The organism is Rathayibacter sp. PhB1 (assembly GCF_004362935.1).
Lineage (GTDB): Bacteria > Actinomycetota > Actinomycetes > Actinomycetales > Microbacteriaceae > Rathayibacter > Rathayibacter festucae.
In genome coordinates this window covers 117,921-144,513 of sequence record NZ_SNYD01000003.1, presented here as the reverse complement: position 1 = coordinate 144,513, position 26,593 = coordinate 117,921, and the positions used below count along the sequence as shown (strand labels likewise).

Sequence of the window (26,593 nt, the reverse complement as noted above, 5' to 3'; positions counted from 1 at the left end):
TACCCGAAGGAGTACCGATGAGTACCCAGGACAGCGCGAAGGCGATCCTCGAGCATGTCGGCGGCGCCGGCAACGTCTCGAAGCTGCAGCACTGCTCGACCCGACTGCGCTTCGCGCTCGCGGACGACCAGAAGGCCGATGTCGACGCCCTCAAGGCGGTGCCCGGCGTGATCGGCGTCGTCATGGGGCCGCAGACGCAGGTCATCGTCGGCAACGGCGTCGCCGAGATGTACGCGGCGGTCGAGAAGCTGCGCGGCGGCACCGAGGCGACGGCCCCCAAGACCAAGCAGCCCCGGTCGCTCAAGCGGCTCGGCGCGACGGTCATGGACTTCGTCGTCAGCGTCTTCACGCCGATCATCCCGGCCATCGCCGGCGCGGGCATCTTCAAGTCGTTCCTCGTCCTCGCCTCCGCGGTGGGCTGGCTCGACCCCGCCAGCGACAACTTCAAGCTGCTGTCCGCCATCCCGGACGCGGTGTTCGGCTTCCTGCCGCTCCTCGTCGCCTACACGAGCGCCAAGAAGCTCGACGTGAACCGGCCGCTCGCCCTCGGACTCGTCGGGGTGCTCGTCTTCCCGGCCTTCACCGCGCTGCTCAACCAGGAGGGCGGCGTCGCCCTCTTCGGCATCCCCGTCCCGGTGATCGCCTACAACGCGCAGGTGTTCCCGGCGATCCTCGCGGTCCTCCTGCTCTCGGTCGTCGAGCGCTTCTTCACGAAGCACTCGTGGGGTCCGATCCGCACGTTCTACGTGCCGCTGATGTGCCTCGTCATCGTCGCGCCGGCCACGATCTTCCTGCTCGGCCCGCTCGGCTACTGGCTCGGCTCGATGCTGACCGGCGCCCTGATCGGCCTCTACGGCGCGCTCGGCTGGGTGGCCGTCGCGCTCCTCGCCGGCGTCCTGCCGCTGATCATCTCGGTCGGCATGCACAAGGCCTTCATCCCGCCGACCATCGCGACGATGGCCAGCGCGGGCAAGGACACCTTCTACCTCGCCTCCTCCCTCGCGCACAACGCCGCGGAAGCCGGCTCCAGCCTCGCGATCGCCCTGCGCACCAAGAGCGCGGCGCTGCGCGCGACCGCCTTCTCCGGCGGACTCTCCGCCCTCTTCGGCATCACCGAGCCCGCCCTCTACGGCGTCACCCTGCAGAACAAGCGCGCGCTGATCTCGGTCATCTCGGGCAGCGTCGTCGGCGGCGCCTACATCGGCGCCACCCAGGTCGCCGCGTTCGCGCTGGTCAGCCCGGGCGTCGCGAGCATCTCGATGTTCATCGACGGCCTCAACCCCTGGAACCTGCTCAACGCCGTCATCGGCCTGCTGATCTCCGTCGCCGTCTCGTTCGTCGTCTCCTTCATCATCTGGCGCGACGACGCCTCCGCCAGCGTCCAGGCCCTCGGCGACGTGGTCGCGAAGGACGCCGACGACGCGACCGCCCTGACCGCTCCGCTCAGCGGCGACGTCATCCCGCTCAGCGAGGTGAACGACCCCGTGTTCTCCGCCGGCGTCCTCGGCGAGGGCATCGCCATCCGCCCCACCGACGGTGTCGTCCGCTCGCCGTTCGCAGGCACGGTCATCGCCGTCCTCAGCTCCAAGCACGCGATCGGCCTGCGCCGCGACGACGGGGTCGAGGCCCTCATCCACGTCGGTCTCGACACCGTCCAGCTCGACGGCGCGCCCTTCGACGTGCACGTCGCCGTCGACGAGCGCGTCGAGGCCGGGCAGCTGCTGCTCACCGCCGACCTCGCGGCCATCACCGCCGCCGGCTACGACACCACCACCCCGGTGCTGATCACCAACTCGGCCGAGTACACCGTGCTCATCGAGGCCGCCGACCGCGTGTCGGCGGGCGATGCGATCATCACCGTCACCCAGAAAGAGAAGGAGCTCGCCGATGGCGCTGCCTGAGGGATTCCGTTGGGGCGGCGCACTCGCCGCCAACCAGGTCGAGGGCGCGTGGCGCGAGGGCGGGCGCGGGCCGGCCGTCAGTGACGTCGCCTCCTACAAGCCGAAGGCCGACCCCAAGGAGTACGCGATCCACCATCAGAACACGGTGGCGAGCATCACCGCGGCGATGGCGGACGACGACACCGAGTACTACCCCAAGCGCCGCGGGATCGACTTCTACCACCGCTACCCCGGCGACCTGGCGCTCTTCGCGGAGATGGGCTTCACCACCCTCCGCGTCTCGATCGCCTGGACCCGGCTCTACCCGACGGGGGAGGAGGCGGAGCCGCTCGAGGAGGGCGTCGCCTACTACCTCGCGCTCTTCACCGAGATGCGGCGCCTGGGCATCGAGCCGCTGGTCACCCTCTCGCACTACGACCCGCCGCTCGCCCTCGCCCTGAAGCACAACGCCTGGGTCGAGCGCCGCACCATCGAGCTGTTCGAGCGCTTCGCCCGCACCTGCTTCGAGCGCTTCGGCCACCTGGTCGACATGTGGCTGTCGTTCAACGAGATCGACGGGATCATCCGCCACCCGTTCACCTCGGGCGGCATCATCGAGGAGACCGTCGAGGGCAGCGTCGAGCAGGCCTGCTACACGGCGCTGCACCACCAGTTCGTCGCGTCGGCGTCGGTCACCCGCATCCTGCACGAGCTCTGGCCCGAGGCGCGGATGGGCTGCATGCTCACGATGCTGACGACCTACCCGAACACCTGCCACCCCGACGACGTCGCGGCCACCCAGGCCAAGGAGCGGATGCTCTACCTCTGCACCGACGTCCAGGCCGGCGGCGCCTACCCGCGCCTCGCCCTGCGCGCACTCGCGGCGCGCGGCGTCGAGATCCCGTTCGCGGAGGGGGACGCCGAGCTGCTGCGCGAGCATCCGGTCGACTTCATCTCCTTCAGCTACTACATGTCGATGACGGAGTCGGTGCGACCGGACGCTGAGCGCACCCCCGGCAACACGGTGCTCGGCGTGAAGAACCCGTTCCTGGAGTCGAGCGAGTGGGGCTGGCAGATCGACCCGGTCGGCCTGCGGATCTCGCTGATCGACCTCTACGACCGCTACGGCAAGCCGCTGTTCATCGTGGAGAACGGGCTCGGGATGCGGGACGAGCTCGTCGCATCGGACAATGAGGGGGAGGATCCCCGCATCCACGACCCCTACCGGATCGACTACTTCCGCGCGCACTTCGAGCAGATGATCCAGGCGGTGGACGAGGGTGTGGAGCTCCTCGGCTACGTGAGCTGGGCGCCGATCGACCTGATCAGCGCCTCCAGCTCGCAGATCTCGAAGCGCTACGGGTTCGTCTACGTCGACATGGACGACCTCGGCCACGGCAGCACGAACCGGTACCGGAAGGACTCCTTCTTCTGGTACCAGCGGGTCATCGCGTCCAACGGCGCCGACCTGGGATGACCCTCCTCGCTCCAGTTGCCCGCCGGGCCGCGCAGACGCCGTCGACGGAGACACGCATGCAGACCATCAAGAAGGTGCTCAACTCGAGCGTCGTGCTCGTCGTCGACGAGCGCGGCGCCGAGCGGGTGCTGCTCGGCAAGGGGATCGGCTTCGGCGCCAAGGCGGGCGAGGTGATCGAGGCGTCCGCGGTGGATCAGGTGTTCGTCGCGCTCGACGACGCCGACCAGCGGAACCTCGTCGAGCTGCTGGCGCAGATCCCGCCGGAGTTCGTCGAGCTGACCCGCGCGGTCGTCGCCGACGCGGAGGAGCAGGGGCTGAAGCTCGACCCGCACGTGTACCTCGCGCTGACCGACCACCTGCACTTCGCGGTGGAGCGGCAGCGGCGCGGGCTCGCGGTCGCGAACCGGCTGGCCTGGGAGATGCGCTCGGTGTATCCGGTGCAGTACGCGGTGGGGGAGCGGGCGGTTGCGGCGATGCGCGCGCGGCTCGGAGTGGACGTGCCGGACGACGAGGCGGCGAACGTGGCCTTCCACCTCGCCAACGCGGAGCTGGGCAAGGTCGGCATCGACTCGCTGCGGATCGTGCAGCTGATCCGCTCGGTGACCGCGATCATCCAGCACACGAGCGGGGCCGCGCTGGACCGCGAGGACCTGCGCTCGGCGCGCTTCGTGGCGCACCTGCAGTACTTCGCCGAGCGCTTCTTCTCGGGCGGGCTGCTCGTCAGCTCGGACGACTTCCTCTTCACGAGCCTCAGCACGCGGTATCCGCGGGCGGTGGCGACGGCGGAGCGGGTCCGCGCGTTCGTGCGGGCGGAGTACGGTGCGGAGCTGCCGAACGAGGAGGTGGCGTTCCTGGCGCTGCACATCGCGCGGGCGGCGCCGGAGTAGGCAGCGTTCGCGTCCCATCCATCCCTACGGAGAGAGCACCATGACCCGCGGCACCGTCCACTTCGTCCGGCACGCCCAGACGCTGTTCAACGTCAACGGCCAGCTGCAGGGCTGGTGCGACTCGCCGCTGACCGCGCGGGGCGAGCGGCAGATCGCGGCCCTCGGCGAGCGGATGCGCGGGGTGCCGCTGGTCGCGGCGTTCCTGAGCGACCTGACGCGCACGCGGACCACGGCCGCGGCGGCGCTCGCCGGGCACCCGTCGATCGAGCCGGTGCCGACGACGACGCTGCGGGAGTGGCACTTCGGCGGCTTCGAGGGTCAGCCGAACGCGTCGCTCTGGGAGCCGGTCTTCGCGGACCACGGCTACACCTACGTGCCCGCCTCGGCGGACTGGCCGCGGATGACCGACGCGGGCCTGGACAGCGTGATCGACGCGATCCACCGGCACGACCCCTCCGGCCGCGCGGACACGGCCGCGTCGGTGCGGGAGCGGGTGGAGGCGGCGCTCGCGCTGATCCTGCCGGCGGCGGAGCACGGCGACGTGCTGGTCGTCACCCACGGCACGGTGCTCGGCAGCCTCCTGCGCGCCATCGACCCCGCGCACCGTCCGCGCGCGGGCTTCCCGAACTGCGGCATCGTCCCGGTGACCGACGGCGTGATCGGCCCGATCGACGCGAGCTGCGCGGTCGACTGACGGCGGGGCTGCGGGGCTGCCGCCTGCGGCGGCGGTGCTGACGGGGTGGGTCTCGATACGCCGCGTCCCGCGGCTACTCGACCAGCATGATCGGCGGACGCCTGCGGCGGCGGTGCCTGCGGCGGCTGCGCCGACGAGGGCGGGTCTCGATACGCCACCTCCGGCGGCTACTCGACCAGCATGCAGAGGGTGACCAGCATGCTGAGGGCCGCGCGTTCCTCGGCTGCCGCCCTTGCATGCTGATCGAGTAGCGCGCGCAGCGCGCGTATCGAGATCCGCCCACCGCAGGCACGCCGGCCACCGAGGCGTCCCGCTCCCGTCGAGGCGTCCCGCTGTACGGGGACGTCTCGACCGTTCGGGGACGCCTCGGCAGCGAGGGCCGGCTCACCCCTTCAGCGGGTCGTTGCCCCAGTTCATCAGCGAGTAGCGCCACTTCGTCTCGGTGACGTCGCCGGAGGGCCGCTGCTTGGAGTGCCGGGCGACGTACGCGGTGACCTTCTTCATGTGCGCGTAGTCGTCCTCGCTGAGGTCGGCCTGCTTGGTGCCGAGGATGTCGATGATCCGGCGCCCGCTGTGGTGGCCGACGGACTCGCCGCCGCTGGCCGGCTTCTGGCCGACCTCCTTCGACTCGTCCTTCTCGAGCCAGGACTCGATCTCCTTGGCCGTCATGTTCACGGCGTCGTGGAAGTCGTCGCGGATGCCGCGCTTCTCGTCGTCGGTCGTGTCGTCGCTCATCGTGCTCGCTCCTCGGGTCGGTACCGCTCCACTCGAGCGCGCCGCGGGCGAGAGGTCAAGCCCCGTGTCATTCGCAGGCACGCGCGTACCGTCAGGAGCCAGCCACCCTCAGACGACCCGCACAGGAAGAGGCCTCCATGCCCTCACGCAATACGCTCGTCCGCAGCCTCCACGACCTCGGCGCCGCCGCCTGGTTCGGCGGTTCCCTGATGGGCGCCGTCGGCCTGAACGGCGCCGCGTCCACCTCCTCCGACCCGTCGGAGCGCCTGCGCCTCGCCGCGAACGGCTGGGCCCGCTGGACCCCCGTGCAGCTCGCCGCGATCGCCGCCCACGGCGTCGGCGGCATCGGCCTGATCCTCGCCAACAAGACCCGCCTCGCGAACCAGCAGGAGAGCCGCACCAACACGGTCGTGAAGACGATCGTCACCGGTCTCGCGGGCGCCGCCTCCGTCACCGCCGCGATCGCCGGCGCGACCCAGGCCAAGCACGCCGACGAGGGCGCGAAGGGCGTCACCGAGGCGTCCTCGAGCAACTCCGACGAGCTGACCACCGCACTCCGCGTCCAGAAGGTCACCCAGTGGGCGATCCCGGTGCTGACCGCCGTCATCATCATCCTCGGCGCCCAGCAGGGCGAGCAGCAGCGCCCGGTCGCCGGCCTCTTCGAGACGACCGCTCGGATGTTCCGCAAGTAGCCGTCGGAGGCGGACCCGTCGCTCTCAGCGAATCCGCCTCAGCCGTGCGCGGCGCCGTCACGCTCCGCAATGATCGGCCACACGGCGTCACGCGCCTTCCGCCCCGCCTCCGCCCGGACCACCCTGGTCGGAGGCGGATCGCGCTCTCCGAGCTCACTCTCCGCCGCCATCGCGGCGTGCCCGAGAGGCCAGGGAGCGGTCTGCAACACCGCTGACGCGGGTTCGAATCCCGCCGTCGCGTCGATGGCGCGCCAGGTGAGGTCTAGACCCTCGGGCGCGCTGCCTCGAACGCCGCGATCACGTCTTTCGGAAGCCGCCCGCGAACGCCGACCTCGTGGCCGTTCGCCAGCGCCCAGCTGCGGATCTCGGACGGGGACGCCGTCGATCGCGCCTGAGACGGCACGGCGACGATCACTTCGGAGGGCTGGGAGCGCCGCGCGGCAGGCGTCGTGCGCTTCTCCGGCTCGGCGGACGAGCGTGCCGGCTGGAGGTGCTCGAGGAGGATCTCGAAGGTGTCCGGGTGGACGATCCGGGTTCCGTACTCGAGGGCGCGCTCGTGCTTGCCACCCGAGAAGGATCCGTCCGCCACGAGGACGGTCGTCAGGCGGGAGACGTTCCCCAGCACTCGGACGCCGAGCTGCTCGGCGCGTCGTTCCAGCTTCTCGCGCTGACGCTCGTCGCAGCCGGTGAAGGCGACGCGGTCGCCGACATGGAGGGGAGCGCCGTGCGCCCAGATCCGGGGGAGCGGCCCGAGCCCGGCACTCAGCCGGGTGATCCGCGCGGTGTCCGCGCGCTCGATGAGGGTCTTGACCGAGTTCGCCGGGACGGACAGCAGGGTGGCGAGGGCCAGGAGCTGCTGCCGTTCCGACTGCGACACCCGGCCGTCGTCGAGGGCACGGTGCGCGAGCGCCTGCAGGAACGCCGTGTGGGCGGAGGCGACATCCGCCGCGGAGAGACCGAACGTCCGGGTCAGCTCGTCGAGAGCGGACGCCTCCGACACCGAGAGGTCGCCGTCGGTGAGGCAGTCGAGCAGCAGCTCGAGGTAGGCGATCGTTCCGACCGGTGCGCCCTCGTCGAGGAGCTCGAGAAGTCCGACGTTCGTCAGCTGCTGGACGAGGGGCTGCTGGTCCGGCCGCTTCGGCGTCATGCGGACGGGAGCGCTCGTCCGTGCTCCGGCGCTGCGGCGCCGCGAGACGGCGGCTCGGGACGGCACGCTCGGCCAGAGCGGTGTGCGCGGAAGAGCGGCCAGCGTCGGATGCGGGCGACGACGATCGGCGGTGAGGTAGCTGCGGAGCAGTGCTGCCGTGGCGCGTGCGTCACCGAGCGCGGAGTGGGCGTCGACCAGCTCGACGCCGGCACCCCAGCAGCAGTCGGCGAGACGTCGGCGCTGAAGGTCCGGGAGGTAGTGGTGGCTTCCGTCCATGGTGCAGAAGGTCGACAGCCTGGGGACCGCCCATCCCGCCGCCCGGAACTCCTCGTGGAGGAAGGCCGTGTCGAACTTCGCGTTGTGCGCGACGATCGTGACTCCGCCGAGTGCGGCGGCGATGGTCGGGGCGAGGTCGCGGAAGAGCGGCGCGCCGGCGACGTCCGACGCGCGGATGCCGTGGATGTGGGTGGCGCCGACCGGTCCTTCGGGATCGAAGCGGGAGACCCATTCGTCGACGACGACTCCGTTCGCATCGGTGCGGACGATCGCCAGTTCGAGGATGCGGTCCTGCCGTGGGGAGAGGCCTGTCGTCTCGACGTCGATAACGGCGAAGGCGGGAACCCCTGCGCCGGTCGCGTCCGCCGGCTTCTCGGGCGTCGGCCCTGAGTCCAGCAGGCTCAGAAGCCACTTCACGATCCCCACAGATGTCCCCCTCGTCGAGTGCAGGTCTTCATGCTGGCAGACGGCGGCGCGGTGTCCTGGCTGCGGGGGAGCACTTCTGCTCTCAGTCATCGTGCCGTTGCGCCGTTACGGCTACTACATCTTCTTTGCGGGGGTGACCCATTCGCGCACGACTGGGCGAATAATGCCTACCCCGCCTCGTCTAGCGGGACCTGGAGAACATTGTGGCTTCAGTCGAGTGCGGCTTGGCGGTCGGCGTATTCCGCCGCCAGTCGCTCGAGCCCCGTCTCATGGCCGACGCAACTGGCGACCGTGTCCGCGTCGATCCCCAGGGTGTACCGGATCTGCTGTCCAGCCGCTTTCTGCTCGGGCGAGGCCTCTGAGAAAGTCGTGTAGAAGGCATCGCGGAAGGTCGCCGCATTCGCCATCGTATCTAGCGTCGGGAGTTCAGAGAGGTAGCTGCTGCGGACATGCTTTAGCTGATCACCCACGGCATCGGGCCAGAAGACACTCGGATCGTCGAGAAGAGTGAGTGTCTGGCGGTTGAGTTCGAGCCGCCTTGCCGCCACGGCTCGCACAGCGGTCGCATCAGGATCGCCACCATTCAGCATCTCGTCTTCGCCTGCGGCGAATGCGTCCGCCAGCTCGCGGATGGCGATGTTGTTCGGGCAGACGAGGTCGAGATAACGGTCGGCGGCTGTCACGTCGTCGAGTTGCACGACCGCTGGTGAAGGTCTGGCGGTTGCTGAGGCCGCGGGGGCGCTCGGCTCGGAAGAAGAGGTAGTGACCGAGACTTCAGGAGTGCAACCGGCGAGGAGGACGACTACGCCGCTGAGAGCGGTGAGCCAGGTGATCGACTTCTTCATGATTTCCTCGAGTTAGGCATGGATCGTGGAGGGAATACGAAGAGGGCGAGGACGCCGAAGCATCCCCGCCCTCCTTCGGCTCGTCGTTACGGAGTCGCCGTGCAGAGCGCCGACGCGAAGGCGCCGGTGCTGGTCTGCTCGGCGAGGACCTCGCCGTCGAGCGTGATCTTGCAGGTGATGTCTCCGGTGTCGTCCGCGCCGTTCGACCCCGTGAGGGTGAAGCTCTGGAAGGTGAAGTCGCCGCCGGTCTGGACCGTCAGCTCCTTGGTGAACGGGAGCGTCTGACCGGTCGCCTGCTCGGTGCCCGCGGTGCTGCCGTCGAAGGTCGAGTAGACGACGGACGCGTCGGTCGAGGCGCCGGACACCTCGTAGACGAGGGTGCGCTCCACCGCCGCCTCGGCCGAGCTCTCGGCCTGGGCGGTCTCGATCGCGTTCGAGACGCCGGTCGCGAAGCCGGCGGTGTAGACGATCGCCAGGATGATCGAGAGGATCAAGGCGATCACGTTCAGGACGGTTCCGGCGATGGCCGTGCCGCGCTTGCGTCCCTTGAGGAAGAGCGCGATGACGCCGAGGACCAGGCCGACGAAGGCGAGGAAGCCGGAGACGTAGTTGACGAAGGGGATCACGGAGCCGACGAGGGCGAGGATTCCGATGATGAGAGAGGCGAGGCCGAGACCGTTGCCGGTCTTGGGGGAGGCGGGCCCGGAAACGGGCGCGCCGAAAGCGGCGGGATTCTGCTGTGTCATCTGCGGAGTATGACAGAACCTGGCAAGCACCTGAGAAAGCGACAAGTGATTCTCGACACGGTTCGACTTCTGGGGAGGCTGGCCCGCGGTTGACCGTCCTATCTCTACATAGGTAGCTTCGGCGCATGACTCCGCTCAGCCGCATGACCGCCGCGACCGCGGACGTGCTCCGCGCGCTCCTCGACGCCTCCGGGCCGACCTGGGGGATGCTCGTCATCAAGGGCACGGGGCGTCCGGCGGGCAGTGTGTACCCGATCCTGGAGCGGCTCGAGGGGGCCGGGTGGGTGTCGTCGGCGTGGGAGGCGGACACCGAGCGCAGCGGTCCGCGGCGCCGGCTCTACGAGCTGACGAGCGAGGGGGCGCAGGCGGCGGCGACCGCCGTCGCGCGGTTCGAGGCCGCCGCGGCACGGCCGGTCCGGCTCTCCGGGGCGGAGGCCCGCGCGTGATCGACCTGCTGCTGCGACTCCTGGCCCTTCTGCTCCCGCCGCTCGCCCGTCAGCGCTACCTCGAGGAGTGGCGGGCCGACGTCGCGGGCGCGGACGAGGCGGGGCTGCGGCGCCGCGACGTCGTGCTCGGCGCGCTCGTGCTCAGTGCGACCCTCGACCGCGGGCTGCCGGTGCACTCGGGGGAGCCGCGGTTCCTCCGGCCGCGACGGCTGGCGCGGCGCGGGCTCGGGCTGCTGACGGCTGCTGCGGTGATCCTGATCGGCGGGTACCTGACCGGCGGGGGAGTGGTGCCGGAGGGGGTCTCCGCGGGGGTGCTCACGGTGATGCAGGCGACGGGCCGGGTGCTGATCGGGCTGGCGCTCGTCGTCGGGCTGGTTGGCGCCGCGCACATGGCGGGGGCCGCGCGGGCCGCCGAGACCCGGACGGCGCGGGTGTCGCTGCTCGCGGCGATCGCGGGGCCGGCGATGGTGGCGGGCGGCGTGCTGGTGCCGGGGGCGCCGTGGTGGCTGCCGCTCCTGGGCTTCCTGGTGTCGAGCGCGGGGCTGGCGACCGGTGTCGCGGTGATCGGCGGGACGCGGCCGATCGCGTGGGAGCACCGGACCGCGTCGCGGGCGCGGCGGGTGCCGGTCGCGCTGGGCGGGGCGGCGCTGGTGGTCGCCGTGGTCGTCGTCGGCGGGGTCGACCTGCTGGTCTGGAACCCGCTCACCAAGGTGCCGGGCACCGACCTCGCCACGATCTACCGGCTTCTGGCCGAGCGCGACGGGTTCTCGATCACGGGCACGCTCGTCGCGACCGCGATCTGGGCGGCCTTCTGGACGGTGCCCGCGCTGTTCGTGGCGGCGCTCGCGGTGCACCGCGCGGGCGACGCCCTCACGCCGCGTCGGCTCGTGATCGTGATGCTCTCGCTGGTCGGCGCGGCGATCTTCTTCCGCTTCTTCACGGGCTTCGGCATCGGGATGTCGATCGCCGACTCCTTCGCGACCAGCGGGGGCGACGCGTCGATCGTGTCCGCGGTGCTGCCGTGGGTGGGGCAGCTCTCGTTCGCGGTCGCGGCGATCGCCGTCGGCTGGGCGCCGCGGGCGCGGATCCAGCCGGTCGCGGTGGCCGCCTGAGGGTGCGGGGTCTGCTGACTCGACTTCCGGCGATGGTGGATCTCGATACGCCCGCTGCGCGGGCTACTCGATCAGCATGGGCGGCGCCGGCCGCTTGCATGCTGGTCGAGTAGCCCCGGAGGGGCGTATCGAGACCCGGCGTTGTCAGCAGGGAGGGTCTGCGGCCTCGTCTTCCGGCGGTGGTGGATCTCGATACGCCCGCTGCGCGGGCTACTCGATCAGCATGGAGCGCCGCCCGAGCCGCGGAAGCTCTTGCGCGGCCGAGACGCGGAAGCGGGGCCGGCGGAACCCGCCGACCCCGCCTGCCGTGTGGTGGTTACTTCTGGGCGGTGCGCCTGCGCGTCGCGGTGAGCGCGAGTGCTCCTGCGCCGCCGGCGATCAGGGCGAAGGCCAGCGCGGCGAGCCCCGTCGTGCCCTCGGCGCCGGTGTGCGCGAGAGCGGCACCGGGCTTCGCCGTGGGCTTGGGCGTCGCGGTCGGCGCCGGAGCGACGGGACCGGCGGTCGCGGTCGGCGCGACGGTGGGCGCCACGGTCGGCTCGGCGGTCGGTGCCACGGTGGGCTCCGCGGTCGGCTCGACCGGCGGCGCGGTGGGCGAGGCCGTCGGCTCCGGGGTCGGCGCGGCGGCCAGCTCCGGGGTCGAGGCTGGTGCGACGCGGTTCAGCGTCGCCTGCTCGTAGTCGTACGACATCGCGAGCAGTGCCGCGTCCTGGCTGCGCGGGGCGGCCAGCTCGAGGCCGGCGGCGGTCCCGGTCGAGGTGAAGCCCGCGGGCAGCGAGACCGTCGGGACTCCGGTGTTCGCGCCGACGTCGCAGAACGTCGTGCCCGCCCAGTCGGGGGTCGCCGCCGTCGCGCTGGTCGGCATGGCCAGGGCATCGAGGTCGTTGTCGAGGAAGAACTGGTCCATCGCCAGCTTGCCCGCGTCCTGGGCCGCGATAGCCGCGTCGTACGCGGGATTCGGGATGTCCGCGTTGCTGTTGAAGAACGCGACGTCGTCGGGCAGCAGCGAGGTCTTCCCGTCCGCCATGACGTCCGAGAAGGTCAGCGCGTCGGCCGGCTCCGTGAGACCGGCGAGGCCCTCGGGCCAGGTCGCCTCGGTGTCCGCGAAGAACGCGTCGATGCCGGGGCGCAGGTCGAGGTAGCCGCCGCTCACCAGCGTGTTCGCCACGAATTCGCGGGTGAAGGTCGGCACCGGCACGATCTCGGCGCCCTGGGCGGCCAGGTCGCGGACGGCCTGGTCGACGAGCCCGGTGGTCTCGGCGAGGCCCGGACGGGCCGGGTCCTCCTCGTAGTCCCAGCGCACGTAGCCGATGCGCTTGCCCTCGAGCGCGGTGTCGCTGAGTCCCTCGACGTAGTCGGAGCTGTCCTGCTGGTCCGCGATGACGGTCAGCGGGTCGGTCGGGTCGTAGCCGGCCAGCACCTCCATCAGCAGCGCCGCGTCGGTGACGGTCGTCGTCATCGGGCCCGAGACGTCCTGACGCGGCGACAGCGGGACGATGCCCGTGACGCTGGTCAGGCCCATGGTCGGCCGGTAGCCGACGAGGCTCTGGTGCGCGCTCGGTCCGACGATCGAGCCGCAGGTGTCGGTACCGAGGCCCGCGGGGGCGTAGCCGGCGGCGACGGCCGCGCCGGTGCCTCCGCTCGAGCCGCTGGCGCTGTTCGCCTGGTTGTAGGGGTTGTTGGTCCGGCCGCGCTCGGAGCTGAGCGTGTAGGTGCCGTGCCAGGCGAATTCCGCCATGTTGGTCTTCGCGAGGATGATCGCGCCGGCGTCGCGCAGGCGCTGCACGGCCGTCGAGTCGAGCTTCGTCTGGTACGTGTGCAGGGAGGCGCTGCCCGCGGTGGTGGGCATGTCGAACGTGGCGTAGTTGTCCTTCACCAGGATCGGGATGCCGTGCAGCGGTCCGCGGATCGTGCCGGCCGCGCGCTCGGCGTCGAGCTCGGCCGCGGTGGCGAGCGCGTCCGGGTTGGCCAGGATGACCGCGGCGAGTCCGGGCTGGTCGCCGTAGGGGTCGTCGTAGGCCGCGATGCGGTCGAGGTAGCGCTGGGTCAGGGCGACGGACGTCGTCGCGCCGGACTGCAGGAGCGCCAGGGCATCGGTGATGCTCAGGTCGACGACCGCGGGGGCGGCCGCGTCGACGGGGGGAGTGGTCGCGCCGAGCGCCGCGGGGGCGGCGAGGGCGGTGCCGAGTGCGAGTCCGGTGCACAGGGCGGTGGCGGCGGAGAGTCGGACGACCCTCCGGAACGAGGGGGTGGTGGACAAGCGACAACCTTCGGATCGAGTGGGAGGGGGCTTGGAGCCTCCCCAGTCTCGGAGCCGGATGTTGCGCGACTGTTTCAGTGCGGAGACGATCGAGCGCGCCCGATGTCCCCCTTCGAGGGGTGCGGAGGGAGCGCTCTCAGCGGGAGCAGTCGAGCAGGCCGTCGCCCTGCAGCGAGACCGGGTCGGCGGGGGTCAGTCCTACGCGCAGCCGCGCGGTCTCCCCGCTCCACCGCAGCTCGTAGCTGCCCGCACGGAAGGGCTGATAGCCGTCCGACGCCGAGTAGTCCTCGACCCACTCCGCGACGACCGAGCCCGGCCGCACCAGGCCGAGGGAGCCGCCCGCCGCGCGGAGGAACCCGAACTCGCGCACCACGACGCGGCAGCCGTCGTCGCTCGCGGACGGGAGGACGGAGTAGGTGCTGGTGCTGAACAGCAGCGAGAAGAAGACGGCGCACGGCACGCAGACGATCAGGAGGACGGCACTGAGGACGCCGAGGACGGTCCTGGCCCTCGACGGCTCCCGCGGGATCCCGGGGAGTATGCAGCCGGCCAGGAGGCAGATCGGACCGCCGGCGAGCATCACCAGCTCGATGCCGAGCAGCGACGGCACGACGTCGCCGACCACGATCGTTCCCCAGGCCAGCGCCTCCTGCCCGCTCGTGCCGGCGACGCGGTAGAGGGGGGCGATCGGCCCCAGCATGCCGAGGACGACGACCGCCACGAGCTGCCAGGCCCCCGCTGCGAAGATCCGGCGGTCGAGGTGCGCCGGTCGCTCAGCGGGCGGCGCCGCCGACGAGCTCGGCATCGCTCCCCTCCTCATCCGGGACGCGGCTGAGGATGTCGCCGGGCTGGCAGTCGAGGACCGCGCAGATCGCGTCGAGGGTGGAGAAGCGGACGGCCTTGGCGCGGCCGTTCTTGAGGATCGAGATGTTCGCGGTGGTGATGCCGACCGCGGCGGCCAGGTCGGTCACCGACATCTTGCGCTTGGCGAGCTCGACGTCGAGGTGCAGGACGATCGCCATCAGACGACCTCGGCGAGCTCGCTGCGCTGCGCCACGGCGAGGTGCAGGAGGCGCCGCATCACCACGACGATCAGCGCGGTGGTAGCGCTCGCCACGGCGACGAGGCCGAACGCGAGGGCGGTGACGGGCGCGGGCACCGCGGTGAGCGAGGCGACCGCGCCGACGACGGCCAGCACCGCGCCGGCGACGAAGGCGCCGATGGCGAGGTCGACCCAGAGGTCGGAGCGGTGGTCGCCGGCGAAGAGCGTGTCGTCGCGGACCAGGCTGAGCAGCCGCCAGACCGCGATCAGCACGGCCTCGACGCAGAGCAGCCCGGCGACCACGACGGCGACGAGCACCGCGTCGACCGGCCCACCGTCGAGCGCCTCCCGGGCGACCGGGCCGACGGCGAGCTGCACGACCACGCAGCCGAGCAGCAGCACCAGCAGGAGCGTGCGGAGCGCGAGGAGGACGGGTCGGGGCATGCGGGGCTCCTGGGTCGGAAGGTCGGTCGGCAGCGCGGCCGGACGTATCGAAAGTCGTGCGTTTCGTATCGAATGTCGATACTGTCACCTCGACCGCACGGCAGCAAGTGGAGACGGGGGTATCGGCGTGGGACGACGGGGACGGACGCTCGCGGGCGCCGGGGTGCTGATCGCGGTCGCGGTCGTCGCGACCGGCACGGGTCCGGCGGAGGGGCTCGAGCGGGCGCTGTCGGCGGACGACTGCGTCGAGAGCGCGAGGGCGGACTGGCGGCCGGCGCCGCTCCTCGTGCGCGGTGAGCAGGCGGTCTTCGACGTCGAGGTCACCGCCCGGGAGGACTGCCCGGCGGAGCGCCTCGTCGCCGTCGCCGCCGCGGCGTCCGAGGCGATCGACGCGGCGCTCGCCGCGGCTCCGGCGGGGCGGCGCTCGAGCGAGCTGGTGCTGCGGGCCGGCGACGACTCCCTGGCGATTGCGGACCTGCGGGACCGGACCGCACCCGTCGAGGCCTGGGGCGCCCTGCGTCGCGGCATCGACGGGAGCCTCTCGGTGCGCACGGTCGAGTCCTACCGCGTTGTCGCGATCGTCCTCACCCCGACCAGTGCGGCGACCGCTCTCGACACCGTCGACCTCCTCCTCGAGCAGCGTTCCGCGATCACCGGGGGCGACCTCGACTGGACGATCGAGCAGCCCGCGACCGACTCGCGCGGCGGCGCGGTGATCCGGGTCCAGGAGGAGCGCCCGGCCGACGAGATCCTCCGCCTTGCCCGCGAGATCGACGGCTCCTTCTCGGGGGTGCGGGAGTCGACGGTCCACCTGAACGGCGCGGTGCTGAACGTCGCGCTGGCGGGCGCACCCGGAACAGCCGCCCCGCGCTCGCTGCGCGACTCCGTCGTCTGGCCGCGCGTGCTCGGCACGATGACGGCGCTGACCGACCGGGGGAGCGGCTACGCGATCGGCGCCGAGATCGCGGCGGAGGCGGCCGACGGCTCCGGCCCGGTCGTCGACTCGTTCGCCTCGTCGTCGCTGCAGTGCGCGGCCACGCCCGGAGCGGGCGGGACGACGCAGGCCGCCTTCGAGCACCTGCGCACGTCGATCCGCCCCGCCCATCCCGGCGAGAGGTTCGCTTTCAACGGCCTGACGGCGCCGGCCTGCCGGTGAGCGCTGCACACCATCAGCTGAGAAGGGGGTCCCTCCCCCCACAGAGGAGGCCCACCCTTCTCAGCTGATGGTGTGCGCGGCCCCGGTCAGTCGAGGTGCCGGAGGTACCGCTGCGGGTCGCCGAGGAAGCCGCGCCAGGTCCGCACGAGGTCCAGGTCGTCGTACTCCGCGCGGCGCAGGCCCCACTCGCCGAGCTCGTAGAGGTCCGCGCCCGGCAGCGCCGCGAGCACCGGCGAGTGCGTCGAGAGGATCACCTGCGAGCCGCCCGCGACCAGCGACCGCAGCTGCCCGATCAGCGCCAGGCAGCCCGAGACCGAGAGCGCCGACTCCGGCTCGTCGAGCAGCCACAGCCCGCGGATCCGCGAGCGGTTCACGACGATGTCGAGGAACGACTCGCCGTGGGAGCGCTCGTGGTAGTCCGCGTCGCCGAGGCCGATGTCCTCCAGGTAGGTGAAGAAGCCGTGCATCGTCTCCGCGCGGAGGAAGAAGCCGCGCTTCGAGGCGCCGGCCCCGCGCACGAGCTGCAGCTGCTGGGAGAGGTCCGACTCCGAGACCCGGGTCGAGTGCATCGCGCCGGTCGAGCCGCCCTCGGCGTTCAGCCCGTAGGCGAGCGCGATCGCCTCGAGCAGCGTCGACTTGCCGGAGCCGTTCTCACCGGTGATCACCGAGACGGGGCCGAGGTCCCAGCCCTCGTCGAGCACCTGGCGCACCGGCGGCAGGGTCGCGGGCCAGACGACGGACTCGAGCGCGGACGGGTGCTTCTGCACCCGGCGCACGGGGAGGGAGGAGAACACCTGCACCCCCTCCGGTCGCGACGACCCGGCCAGTCAAGCACGGGCCCGCGGGCGGCGGCGGCTCAGACCGCCCAGCCCGCCTCCGCGAGGGCGAGCGCCGCATCGGCGCGCGGCGAGTACGGCAGGTCCTGGTCCAGCACCACGCGGTAGTCGGTGTCGCCCGGGCCGACCCAGAGGATCGAGTCGTCCGCCCCGGCCCGTCCGACGGCGGCGCGCACGGCCTGCGCGGGCTCGGCGATCTCCTGCACCTCGCAGCGGCCGTCGCGGGCGCCGTCGAGCAGCGCCCGGCGGATCCTCGCCGGGTCCTCGAAGCGCGGGTGGTGGTCGGTGACGATCAGCAGGTCCGCGCGCTCGGCGGCGGCGCGGCCCATCGGCGCGCGCTTGCTCGGGTCGCGGTCGCCGTCCGCGCCGAGGATCACCAGCACCCGGCCCGGCGTGACCTCGCGGAGGGCGTCGACCGTGCGGGCGACGGAGTCGGGGGTGTGCGAGAAGTCGACGTAGAGCCGCGGCCCGGCCTCGCCGGAGACGAGCAGGGTGCGGCCGGGCACGGCGACGTCGATGCCGTCGGCGACGGCGCGGGCGAGCGCGTCGCGGTCGTGGCTCGCCTGGATCAGCATCACCAGCGCCAGTGCTGCGTTCGAGGCCATGTGCCGGCCGATCAGCGGGACGGAGGTGGTGAGGGTCCAGCCGTCGGGCGCGGTCAGGCGGAACCGGGTCGCCGCGGCGCTCAGCGCGAGGACGTCCACGCGCCAGTCGGCCTCCGCGGTGGCGCCGACCGTGACGACCGGCACCTCCGCCTCCGCGGCGACCGTCCGCCCCTCAGGAGTGTCGACGACGACGACGCCGCGACGGCTGCGGTCGGGGCGGAAGAGCCGCTGCTTCGCCCGGAGGTAGCTGCCGAGGTCGCCGAAGTCGTCCAGGTGGTCGTGGCTGAGGTTGGTGAAGCCGGCGACGTCGAAGACGAGGCCGTCGACCCGCGAGCGGATGAGGGCCTGCGCGCTGACCTCGATCGCGGCGAACTCGACGCCGTCCTCGCGCATCCGGGCGAGGAGCGCGTGCAGCTCGGGCGCCTCGGGCGAGGTCAGGCGGCTGGCGACGACGGTGTCGCGGCTGCGGCGGTCCGCGGTCGAGCTGAGGCCGGAGGGCACGCCGAGCCGGCGCAGCACCGCGTCGAGGAGGTGCACGGTGCTGGTCTTGCCGTTGGTGCCGGTGACGCCGAGCAGCTCGGGCCGGTCGCGGTCGGTGCCGTAGACGCGGGCGGCGATCCCGCCGAGGGCGGCCCGGGGATCCGGGGACACCAGCATCGGCAGGCCGCTCACCCGCGCGGCCGCGAGCCCGGCCTCGTCCGTGAGCACGGCGACCGCTCCGGCCGCGGCGGCCTCGTCGGCGAAGTCCGCCCCGTGGCGGCGCCGGCCGGGCAGCGCGGCGAAGAGCGCGCCGGGGGAGATCTCGCGGTGCGCGAGGGTGACGCTGCGGATCAGGACGTCGCCGTCGCCGATCAGCGCGAGTCCGTCGCCGAGCTCGCGCAGCGGGACGCCCGCGACGCGGTGGGGTTCGAGGAACCGGAAGGTCGGCATGGGCCTGTCTCCTGGGAACGGACCGGTCCCGCGCGGAAGCGACCGCGCGGGACCGGAGGGGTCGTGCTACTTCGCGGTGGGGCCGTAGAACGAGGTGATCTCGTCCAGCTCCATCTCGGCGGTGGTCTGGATGAGCTTCAGCAGCTCGGGGTCCAGCCCGGGCGAGAACTCCTCGAAGCGCTCCGGCGCGATCGTCGACGGCGCGCCCTCGGGGGCCTGCTCGTTCGCCGAGAGGTCGGTGCCGTCGTTCGAGGGGGAGGCGCCGCGGAAGATCTTGCCCGCCTCGGACGCGCCCTCGAGGTCGAAGGTGAACTGCTTGCTCTGCAGGCCGAGGTCGATCAGCTTCTTCACCTCGGGGAACTTCTCGGCGTTGGTCTTCGGGATCGGCAGGGTCTTCTTCCAGTCGATGCCGAGGGTCTCCAGCGCCTTCGCGTAGCCGTTCTCGTGCGCCTGGTCGCGGACGATCAGGTAGGCGATCGTCGAGCGCGCGGTCTTGTTCTGCGTCATCTCGTAGATGCGGCACTTCTGCAGCCGTCCGGTGGACTCGAGCATGAGGTTGTAGAGCAGGTCGAGCACGAGGTTGCCCGAGTTGTAGACGTAGCTGCCGCTCCACGGGTTGCCGACCGAGTCGACGGGCAGGGCGCCCTGCGCTCCGACCAGGTAGTGGTGGATGTTGCCGGTGTCGAGCGCGATGTTCAGCGGGGTCGCGCCGCCGGCACCGGGGGTGTCCAGCGGGTCGGTCGGCTTGCCCTGGTAGCGCGGCGAGCCGTCGAGCAGGCGCGAGATGGTCGTGCCGATCAGCTCGACGTGGCCGATCTCCTCGGTGCCGATGCCCTGGATCAGGTCGCGGTACGGCTTCGCGTCCGCGCCGCGGAAGTTCATCGCCTGGAAGAGGTACTGCATCATCGTGCGCATCTCGCCGAACTGCCCGCCGAGGCCCTCCTGCAGCGCGTTCGCGGCGGCCGGATCCGGCTCGTCCTGCTCGATGTCGTTGATGAGTCGTTGAACGTGGAAGTACACCATTGCCTCCAGAAGGATCGTCGGTGTTCCCACCCTCCGCCGCGCTCCTGGCGTTTGCAGAGCCCCTTGCCACCGAGGGGGTGCGCGTGCGACCGGGCGGGTGGCTCGCCCCGGTCCGCCGCTCTGTGCGAGGCTCGGAGCATGACCGAGCAGGCCCGCACGACTCCGCGCCCCGTCGACTCCCGGGCGCTCGCGAGCGCGGGCGTCGCGGTGCTCGGCGCGCTGCTGGTCGGCGTCCCGCTGCTCGCCTCGGCGCTCGCCGTCGTGGCGATCGTGCTGGCGCTCGGCGCCCGGAACCGGCTGCGCGCGGACGAGACGCTCCGCGGCGCCCGCGTGAGCCTCGTCGGCTTCGTGCTCGGGCTCGGGGTGCTCGCCGTGGCGTTCGGCCCGCTCGTGCTTGGGTGGGTGCTCGGCCTGTTCGCCTGAGGCCGGCGCGTACCGCCTGAGGCCGGCGACTACCGCTGCGCGAACGCCTCCCGGTACAGGCTCGTCAGCTCGGGGGAGTCGGCCGCGCTCAGCCCGCAGGTGAGGATCGTGTCGCCGTCGGCGGCGATCAGGTAGTCGATGCCGCGCTCGAAGACGATCGGGGCGCCGTCGACGGCCGACTCCGCCGCCTGGGTCACCGTCACCGCGTCGCCGACATCGCCGGCGAAGCGGTCGATCACGCGCAGGGTGACGGTGCCGTCGTCGATCGAGGCGACCTCCGCGCGGAAGGCGAGCTGCGACGGCGCGAGCGCCTCGGCGGTGACCGGGGCGCACATGTCCATCGGCCCGCCGGTCGCGGGCAGCCGCAGCGCGGAGGCGGAGCCGCCGGTGGTGACGCCGAGGGCGAAGGGGAGCAGGAGCGACGCGGCGGCGCCGACCGCGAGCGCGCCGACCCCGACGATCAGCCAGGGGGAGCGGCGGCGGCGGACGGCGGCGGGGTCGGAGTCGTGGGGGTCGGTGCCCTGCCCGCCCACAGCCGGCCCGCCCGTCGCCTGCCCGCCCATCGCCCGCTCCCGGTGCTCGGCGAGCTGCGCGCGGGTGAGCGGGGCGAGCCCCTCCGCCGGGTCGGTCGAGCGCACCAGCCGGCGCAGCTCCGAGTCCTCGATCGCGGTCATCGTGCTCCTCCTTCTGAGGTCGTCGGGTCCTGGGCGGCGCGGCTCTCGTAGAGCTCCGCGAAGCGCTGGCGGGCACGGTGCAGCCGGATCGACGCGGCGTTCGGCGTGATCCCGAGGACCTCGCCGATCCCGCGGGCGTCGAGCTCCTCCCACGACCACAGCCGCAGCAGCTCGGCGTCGGACTCGCGCAGCCGCGAGAGCACGAAGCGCACGGCGTCGTCCGTGGCGGACGGCCCGTCCGGGTCGCGCACCTCCTGCGGCGGGTCGACGACGGCGATGCGGTGGGTGAGCAGGACCTGCCGCCGCTGCATCCGGCGCGCGTTCTGCAGCTGCAGCCGGGCGACCCCGATCGACCAGGCGATCGGATCGTCCTCCGGCACGTCGGCGACGCGGCGCCAGAGCACGGCGAGGGTGGCGGCGAGCACGTCGTCGGCCGTGGCCTCGTCGGTGCGGCGCCAGAGGTAGCGGCGGACGGGGTCGGCGACCACGCCGGCGAGCGCGGCGAAGCGGTCGGGACCCGCGAGGGGAGCTGGCATGTGCCTCATGCTCCCTCCTGTCCGGCACGCCCGCCGTTCTTTCACCGGCGCGCCGACCCGGCTCCCGGCTGCGTCACGGCGAGCGCGGGCGCGCGTCTGCTCGGCGCACCTCCGGCTCGCGGTTCCGGCTCCGGCACGTCGTTCTGCCGCATCCTGGCGTGCCGGAGCGGTTTCCGCGTGCCGGAGGTGCGCCACCGTCCGCGCCGAGTACCTCCGGCTCGCGATTCAGGCTCCCGCTCGCGGTTCTGCGGGCTTCCCGAGTGCCGGAGCCGATTCCGTGTGCCGGAGGTGTGCCACCGGTCGCCCCGCCCACCTTCGGCACGTGATTCGAGCCCGGGCTCGTGGTTCCCGCGGGTCTCCGCGTGCCGGAGCCGTTTCCACGTGCCGGAGGTGCGCCTCCGTCCGCCCCGAGTACCTTCGGCTCGCGATTCCGGTTCCGGCTCGCGGTTCTGCGGGGTTCCTCCGTGCCGGAGCCGATTCCGCGTGCCGGAGATGTGTCACCGGTCGCCCCGCCCACCTTCGGCACGCGATTCGAGTCCGGGCTCGTGGTTCCCGCGGGTCTCCGCGTGCCGGAGCTGTTTCCGCGTGCCGGAGGTGCGCCGCCGCCCGCGCCGGGTACCTTCGGCTCGCGATTCCGGTTCCGGCTCGTAGTTCTGCGGGGTTCCTCCGTGCCGGAGCCGATTCCGCGTGCCGGAGGTGTGCCACCGGTCGCCCCGCCCACCTTCGGCACGTGATTCGAGTCCGGGCTCGTGGTTCCCGCGGGTCTCCGCGTGCCGGCGCCGTTCCCGCGTGCCGGAGCTGCGCCTCCGTCCGCCCCGAGTACCTTCGGCTCGCGATTCCGGCTTCGGCACGCGGTTCTGAGGGCTTCCCGTGTGCCGGAGCACATTCCGCGTGCCGGAGTTGCGCCACCGTCCGCCCCGCGCACTCCTGGCTCGTGATTCGAGCTCCGGCTCGTGGTTCCGGCGGATCCCCGCGTGCCGGAGCCGATTCCGCGAGCCGGAGGTCCTCCGGACCGTCGCCGCCGCCCGCCCACCCGCCTCGCTACTCTGAAGCGCCCCCATCCCCTTCCCGCCGAGGAGCCCCATGCCCATCTGGTCCCTGCACGGCGACGGCCGCACCGTCGCGCCCGGAGCCGTCGTCGGCCCCGCCGAGCGGCTCAACTGGCCCGCGACCGTCGCGATCGGCATCCAGCACGTCGTCGCGATGTTCGGCGCGACCTTCCTCGTGCCCGTGCTCACCGGCTTCCCCGTCGCCACGACCCTGCTCTTCTCGGGCGTCGGCACGCTGCTGTTCCTCCTGATCACCCGCAACAAGCTGCCCAGCTACCTCGGCTCGAGCTTCGCCTTCATCGCCCCGGTCACCGCGGCGACGGCGGTCGGCGGGACGGGATCGGCGCTCGCCGGAGTCGTCGCAGTGGGCGTGTTGCTCGCGCTCGTCGGCTTCGTCGTGCAGTTCGCCGGCCTCGGCTGGATCGACCGCCTGATGCCCCCGGTCGTCTCCGGTGCGATCGTGGCGCTGATCGGCTTCAACCTCGCCCCCACCGCGTGGTCGAGCTTCCAGCAGGCGCCGGTCACCGCGACGGTCACGCTCGCCGCGATCATCCTCGGCAGCGTCTTCTTCCGCGGCTTCCTCGGCCGCGTCTCGATCTTCGTCGGCGTCGTGATCGGCTACGTCGTCGCGCTGATCCGCCAGGAGATCGACTACTCCGCCGTCGCCGACGCCGCCTGGGTCGGCCTGCCGCCGTTCAGCTTCCCCGACTTCGCGTCCGGATCCACGTGGTCCGGCATCGCGATGTTCCTGCCCGTCGTGCTCGTGCTCATCGCCGAGAACGTCGGCCACGTGCGCGGCGTCGCGACGATGACCGACTCCTCGGTCAACCAGCACACCGGCCGCGCCCTGATCGCGGACGGCATCGCGACCACCGTCTCCGGCGCGTTCGGCGGCTCGGGCACCACCACCTACGGCGAGAACATCGGCGTGATGGCCGCGACCCGCGTCTACTCCACCGCCGCCTACTGGGTGGCCGGCGTCACCGCCGTGCTGCTCAGCCTCTCGCCCAAGGTCGGCGCCGTCTTCAACTCGATCCCCGCCGGCGTCCTGGGCGGAGCGACCACCGCGCTCTACGGCCTCATCGGCGTCATCGGCATCAAGATCTGGATCGACAACCGCGTCGACTTCTCCCGCCCGGTCAACCAATACACCGCCGCCGTCTCCCTCGTGATCGCGATCGCCGGCTTCTCCTTCAGCTCCGGCGGCTTCGAGCTCGGCGGCATCGTCCTCGGCGCGGCCGCGGCCCTCGTGATCTACCACCTCGGCAACGCCGTCGCCCGCTGGCGCCGCACCGGCGCCGACGACGGCGGCCCCCTGCCCCCCATCGGCCAGCTCGGCGGCGACCCGCAGCACTGACGCGCCGCCCATCCGTCGCAAACGGTCGTCCGCCGCGCATGCGGACGACCGTTCGCGCCGGATCGCGGGCGCCGGTCGTCCCGATTCGACACTTTCTGCTGGTTCCTGAGGCTCAGAACCGCAGAAAGTGGCGAACCGCGAGCCGGATCCAGGGGCTCGGCCCGAGCGAGGGACGCCTTGGGCGATTGGACGCTTCTCGGGCTCTGGCTGCAGCTCCGGCCCCGTCGAACGTCCAGTCGATGACGTCGCTGGCGTCGAACGGACGCGGAACGGGCCCACCGACGACCGCAGAGCCCGAGAAGTGTCAGTTCGGCGATCCGCTGCAGGAAGACCGGCGGCTAGGGTCCCGCTATGACAGACGGACTCCTCGCCCCGCTCTCCTTCACGCGCTACGACATGAGTGAGGCGGGGTCGGCGGCGACGCTCTTCACCGACCGGACTCTCCTCTGCGGCATCTACGTGCTCGAGTTCGAGAACGGGCAGCGCTACGTCGGCCAGACGAGGAACATCGTCAGCAGGTACGCCACCCACCGTCGGCACCACGGCGATGTCATCGCGCTGACCTTCGCCTCCTGTCGGCAGACGGATCTCGATCACTACGAGGTGCTCGAGATCCGCCGTCAGGAGGCGAGTCACCGCCTGCGGAACCTCGCGCTGACCGGCTGGCCCGGCGGTGAGGACGTCCTCGGCGTCACCGTCGAGGAAGGGAAGAGCATCCTCCTGCCCTGGGAGCGGGAGAAGCGGGGCAGGGTCGGCGAGGAGGGCGCGTCGACCCTCCCCGCGCGCTTCTGGGAGCTCGCGCGCCGCTCGGACTACGACGAGATGTCGGCCGTGCTGGCGAGGTACGTGTGCGAGACCATCGCGGATCCGTTCGGCACGCAGTTCGCGCTCTGGACGATCTCCGCGCTCCCCTCGACCAAGCGCACGAAGACCCGTCGACGCCTGCTCACGCTGAGCTGCGGGATCCTCGAGACGGTCTTCGCCCAGGTCGAGCGAGAGGTGCTCCTGATCGTCGTCAACGTCGATGCGGAGACGTTCGATCGTGCGTCGCGACCGCTTACCTCTCAAAGGCCGATAGCCCTGCGGAGCCGGAGCACGGCAGCCTACAAAAGCGCGAGGGTCGCCCAATACGTCTTCAAGTCGTGGCACGACTTCGCGACCGCGCTCGACTACGTACCTTTCGTCGAGGCCGCCTACAAGCTCAACACGACGATGATGCGTCGCGGAGGTTCGCCCCTCCGGCGCCACCACAACACCTTCTTCGCGAACGACCTGCTCCGGATCGCCGCTGGTGGGCAACGGGACGAGGGCTGAGGGCGGATCGGTGCCGTCCATTGGACACTTTCTGCTGCTACCGCAGGTCCATGACCGCAGAAAGTGCCGAACGGCACGCCGGATCAGCTGGAGACGTGCGACCGGTGGGCTGGCGAGCGTGGGTCTCGATACGCCGCTGCGCGGCTACTCGACCAGCATGAGGGCGGCGCTGCGCGGCTCTTCCACGGGCGCGGGGTGCCGCTGCGCGGCACTTCGATCAGCGTGCTCGCGTCGCCCTTCGGCCTGCGCGGCGGCGATTCTTGCTGATCGAGTAGCCCTCGGAGAGGGCGTATCGAGATCCGGCGTGGCGAGGGCGGGGGCGTGAGGCCGGCGCTCTGGCGGGCGTGGGTCTCGATACGCCGCTGCGCGGCTACTCGACCAGCATGGGGGTGCCGCTGCGCGGCACTTCGATCAGCATGCTCTCGTCGCCCTGCGACCTGCGCGGCGGCGATTCATGCTGATCGAGTAGCCCTCGGAGAGGGCGTATCGAGATCCGGCGTCGCAAAGGCTGGGCGTGAGGCCGGCGTCTCGGTGAGTGTGGGTCTCGACACGCCGCTGCGCGGCTACTCGACCAACAGGGGGCGCCGCTGCGCGGGCGGCGGCGCGGCCGCGGTCAGGCGTCCTGGGCGCGGAGGGCGAGCTTCGCGTAGAGGTCCTCGAGGAGGAGGCGGGTGTCGAGGTGGGTGTAGACGCGGACGTCGGGGCCGTCGCCGGCGCGGGGGCCGTACTGGCCGTCGGGGGTGATCGAGGGGCGGGGGACGCGCGTCGTGCGGCTGGAGGAGGCGTCGGGCTCGAAGGCGGAGAGCAGGGCTGTCGCGAGGACGAGCGGGCTGTCGCCGAGGGCGTAGGTCTCGCCGAAGCTGAGGCCGTGCGCGGCGCCCATGCGGAAGACGCCGTCGAGGGCGTCGAAGAGGTGCCGGCCGAGCTCGCCGGCGGTGCGCATCCGCACGCGGAGCTCGGCGACGGAGGCGAGTGGCTGCCGGTACGCGTCGCGCGGGAACTGCTCGATCGGCAGGGCCGACGCGAACACCTCGGCGGCGGCGGGCACATCGATCAGCAGGTTGTACTCGATCGGCATCGCACCGGGCGGAGGGACGGCCAGGCCCGGGTGCTCCGGCCCGCCGATCCAGACCAGCGTCATCCTGGCGGCGATCGACGGCTCGAGGCGCAGGGCCGCCGCGACCTCGGTCAGCCCGGCGCCGGCGCAGAGGTACAGCGGCCGCGGGTCGTCCCGCAGCGCCTCCGCGACGATCGCGCGCGCCGCCTCCGACACACCAGCATCCGGAGTGTTCGACCCCGCCACCACCGGCACGTCCGGGCGCCCGCAGAGCGCGAGCACCTCGCGCGCCGCGGCCGCCGCATTGTCGGCGGTCCGGTCGGAGGGATCGAACGGGTCGCCCGGCCGCAACCGCGAGCCGACGACCAGCGCCAGCTCGACCGACTCCGACAGCGCGTGCTGCGCGAGCTGCACCAGTCCGTCCGGGTCGCCGGAGTAGTCGTTGTCCGAGATCACCCGCACCCGCGGCGGCACGCCGCTCGCGTCCCCGCCCGCGCCCCCGCCCGCGCCAACACCCACACCCACGC

At 72.1% G+C, this 26,593-nt stretch carries 25 protein-coding genes and 1 tRNA gene; 12 read left to right on the top strand and 14 right to left on the bottom strand.

Annotated elements, in window-relative coordinates; translation table 11 throughout:
* Window positions 1-17: 17 nt before the first annotated feature.
* The 4 genes from EDF17_RS08540 to EDF17_RS08525 are packed head-to-tail and all read left to right on the top strand — an operon-like array spanning window position 18 to window position 4,938.
* Window positions 18-1,901: a beta-glucoside-specific PTS transporter subunit IIABC gene (locus tag EDF17_RS08540; protein ID WP_123446701.1), complete on the top strand. Its 1,884-nt coding sequence runs from the start codon at window positions 18-20 to the stop codon at window positions 1,899-1,901.
* Window positions 1,888-3,357: a family 1 glycosylhydrolase gene (locus EDF17_RS08535; protein ID WP_123446700.1), complete on the top strand. Its 1,470-nt coding sequence runs from the start codon at window positions 1,888-1,890 to the stop codon at window positions 3,355-3,357. Before EDF17_RS08540 ends, EDF17_RS08535 begins: the two co-directional genes overlap by 14 nt.
* A 56-nt stretch (window positions 3,358-3,413) precedes the next feature.
* Window positions 3,414-4,244: a PRD domain-containing protein gene (locus tag EDF17_RS08530; protein ID WP_123446699.1), complete on the top strand. Its 831-nt coding sequence runs from the start codon at window positions 3,414-3,416 to the stop codon at window positions 4,242-4,244.
* Window positions 4,245-4,284: 40 nt separating this feature from the next.
* The gene (locus tag EDF17_RS08525; RefSeq protein WP_123446698.1) at window positions 4,285-4,938 is read left to right on the top strand and encodes a histidine phosphatase family protein; all 654 of its coding nucleotides are present in this window, start codon (window positions 4,285-4,287) and stop codon (window positions 4,936-4,938) included.
* A gap of 384 nt (window positions 4,939-5,322) precedes the next feature.
* Here EDF17_RS08525 and EDF17_RS08520 read toward each other — a convergent pair whose 3' ends face one another.
* Window positions 5,323-5,673, bottom strand: coding sequence for a DUF3140 domain-containing protein (locus EDF17_RS08520; RefSeq protein WP_123446697.1), 351 nt, complete (start codon window positions 5,671-5,673; stop codon window positions 5,323-5,325).
* Between the two features lie 137 nt (window positions 5,674-5,810).
* On the opposite strand from EDF17_RS08520, the gene EDF17_RS08515 reads away from it, so the two are divergent.
* Together EDF17_RS08515 and EDF17_RS08510 are read left to right on the top strand one after the other, a co-directional pair.
* Complete coding sequence (locus EDF17_RS08515) at window positions 5,811-6,365, top strand: hypothetical protein (RefSeq protein ID WP_123446696.1); 555 nt, start codon at window positions 5,811-5,813, stop codon at window positions 6,363-6,365.
* Between the two features lie 170 nt (window positions 6,366-6,535).
* Window positions 6,536-6,606: transfer RNA gene (locus EDF17_RS08510), tRNA-Cys, on the top strand.
* A 21-nt stretch (window positions 6,607-6,627) separates the two neighbouring features.
* On the opposite strand, the gene EDF17_RS08505 is transcribed toward EDF17_RS08510, so the two are convergent.
* From EDF17_RS08505 to EDF17_RS08495, 3 genes are all read right to left on the bottom strand, one after another.
* A complete protein-coding gene (locus tag EDF17_RS08505; RefSeq protein ID WP_166649629.1) occupies window positions 6,628-8,214 on the bottom strand; it encodes a histone-like nucleoid-structuring protein Lsr2 in 1,587 nt (528 codons plus the stop codon).
* A gap of 209 nt (window positions 8,215-8,423) precedes the next feature.
* Window positions 8,424-9,059: a hypothetical protein gene (locus EDF17_RS08500; RefSeq protein ID WP_133671953.1), complete on the bottom strand. Its 636-nt coding sequence runs from the start codon at window positions 9,057-9,059 to the stop codon at window positions 8,424-8,426.
* 86 nt (window positions 9,060-9,145) lie between these two features.
* Complete coding sequence (locus EDF17_RS08495; RefSeq protein WP_123446693.1) at window positions 9,146-9,805, bottom strand: DUF4190 domain-containing protein; 660 nt, start codon at window positions 9,803-9,805, stop codon at window positions 9,146-9,148.
* A 125-nt stretch (window positions 9,806-9,930) separates the two neighbouring features.
* Here EDF17_RS08495 and EDF17_RS08490 point away from each other — a divergent pair, with 125 nt between their 5' ends.
* Window positions 9,931-10,251 carry a helix-turn-helix transcriptional regulator gene (locus EDF17_RS08490; protein WP_123446692.1) on the top strand — a complete coding sequence of 107 codons (321 nt, stop codon included), beginning with the start codon at window positions 9,931-9,933 and terminating at the stop codon, window positions 10,249-10,251.
* On the top strand, window positions 10,248-11,363 hold the full coding sequence (locus EDF17_RS08485) for a hypothetical protein (RefSeq protein ID WP_123446691.1): 1,116 nt from the start codon (window positions 10,248-10,250) through the stop codon (window positions 11,361-11,363). The genes EDF17_RS08490 and EDF17_RS08485 overlap by 4 nt, the downstream gene beginning before the upstream one ends.
* A gap of 316 nt (window positions 11,364-11,679) precedes the next feature.
* On the opposite strand, the gene EDF17_RS08480 is transcribed toward EDF17_RS08485, so the two are convergent.
* The 4 genes from EDF17_RS08480 to EDF17_RS08465 all read right to left on the bottom strand — a co-directional run bounded on the left by EDF17_RS08480 (window position 11,680) and on the right by EDF17_RS08465 (window position 15,106).
* Window positions 11,680-13,620, bottom strand: a complete 1,941-nt coding sequence (locus EDF17_RS08480) for an amidase family protein (protein ID WP_123446690.1) — start codon at window positions 13,618-13,620, stop codon at window positions 11,680-11,682.
* A gap of 136 nt (window positions 13,621-13,756) precedes the next feature.
* Window positions 13,757-14,425 carry a hypothetical protein gene (locus tag EDF17_RS08475; protein WP_123446689.1) on the bottom strand — a complete coding sequence of 223 codons (669 nt, stop codon included), beginning with the start codon at window positions 14,423-14,425 and terminating at the stop codon, window positions 13,757-13,759.
* On the bottom strand, window positions 14,394-14,642 hold the full coding sequence (locus EDF17_RS08470; protein WP_123446688.1) for a helix-turn-helix transcriptional regulator: 249 nt from the start codon (window positions 14,640-14,642) through the stop codon (window positions 14,394-14,396). The genes EDF17_RS08475 and EDF17_RS08470 overlap by 32 nt, the downstream gene beginning before the upstream one ends.
* Entirely contained in the window at window positions 14,642-15,106 is a 465-nt protein-coding gene (locus EDF17_RS08465) for a DUF2975 domain-containing protein (RefSeq protein WP_123446687.1), read from the bottom strand. The genes EDF17_RS08470 and EDF17_RS08465 overlap by 1 nt, the downstream gene beginning before the upstream one ends.
* 127 nt (window positions 15,107-15,233) lie before the next feature.
* Between EDF17_RS08465 and EDF17_RS08460 the strand changes: the two genes are divergently transcribed.
* Window positions 15,234-16,262, top strand: coding sequence for a hypothetical protein (locus EDF17_RS08460; protein WP_133671952.1), 1,029 nt, complete (start codon window positions 15,234-15,236; stop codon window positions 16,260-16,262).
* 86 nt (window positions 16,263-16,348) lie between these two features.
* On the opposite strand, the gene EDF17_RS08455 is transcribed toward EDF17_RS08460, so the two are convergent.
* From EDF17_RS08455 to EDF17_RS08445, 3 genes are all read right to left on the bottom strand, one after another.
* On the bottom strand, window positions 16,349-17,062 hold the full coding sequence (locus EDF17_RS08455) for an AAA family ATPase (protein WP_243732839.1): 714 nt from the start codon (window positions 17,060-17,062) through the stop codon (window positions 16,349-16,351).
* A 56-nt stretch (window positions 17,063-17,118) separates the two neighbouring features.
* Entirely contained in the window at window positions 17,119-18,633 is a 1,515-nt protein-coding gene (locus EDF17_RS08450; protein WP_123446685.1) for a UDP-N-acetylmuramoyl-L-alanyl-D-glutamate--2,6-diaminopimelate ligase, read from the bottom strand.
* Between the two features lie 66 nt (window positions 18,634-18,699).
* Window positions 18,700-19,653, bottom strand: a complete 954-nt coding sequence (locus tag EDF17_RS08445; RefSeq protein WP_123447043.1) for a manganese catalase family protein — start codon at window positions 19,651-19,653, stop codon at window positions 18,700-18,702.
* A 141-nt stretch (window positions 19,654-19,794) separates the two neighbouring features.
* On the opposite strand from EDF17_RS08445, the gene EDF17_RS08440 reads away from it, so the two are divergent.
* Window positions 19,795-20,079, top strand: a complete 285-nt coding sequence (locus EDF17_RS08440; protein WP_123446684.1) for a hypothetical protein — start codon at window positions 19,795-19,797, stop codon at window positions 20,077-20,079.
* Between the two features lie 29 nt (window positions 20,080-20,108).
* On the opposite strand, the gene EDF17_RS08435 is transcribed toward EDF17_RS08440, so the two are convergent.
* Entirely contained in the window at window positions 20,109-20,753 is a 645-nt protein-coding gene (locus EDF17_RS08435) for a hypothetical protein (protein ID WP_123446683.1), read from the bottom strand.
* Window positions 20,750-21,289 (bottom strand): sigma-70 family RNA polymerase sigma factor, encoded by a 540-nt coding sequence (locus EDF17_RS08430; RefSeq protein WP_123446682.1) that lies wholly within the window; start codon window positions 21,287-21,289, stop codon window positions 20,750-20,752. Before EDF17_RS08430 ends, EDF17_RS08435 begins: the two co-directional genes overlap by 4 nt.
* Window positions 21,290-22,372: 1,083 nt before the next feature.
* Between EDF17_RS08430 and EDF17_RS08425 the strand changes: the two genes are divergently transcribed.
* Both EDF17_RS08425 and EDF17_RS08420 read left to right on the top strand, forming a co-directional pair.
* On the top strand, window positions 22,373-23,695 hold the full coding sequence (locus EDF17_RS08425) for a solute carrier family 23 protein (RefSeq protein ID WP_123446681.1): 1,323 nt from the start codon (window positions 22,373-22,375) through the stop codon (window positions 23,693-23,695).
* Between the two features lie 351 nt (window positions 23,696-24,046).
* Window positions 24,047-25,009, top strand: a complete 963-nt coding sequence (locus EDF17_RS08420) for a GIY-YIG nuclease family protein (RefSeq protein WP_123446680.1) — start codon at window positions 24,047-24,049, stop codon at window positions 25,007-25,009.
* A 613-nt stretch (window positions 25,010-25,622) separates the two neighbouring features.
* On the opposite strand, the gene EDF17_RS08415 is transcribed toward EDF17_RS08420, so the two are convergent.
* Window positions 25,623-26,591 (bottom strand): nucleoside hydrolase, encoded by a 969-nt coding sequence (locus tag EDF17_RS08415; protein ID WP_208110587.1) that lies wholly within the window; start codon window positions 26,589-26,591, stop codon window positions 25,623-25,625.
* Window positions 26,592-26,593 lie beyond the last annotated feature (2 nt).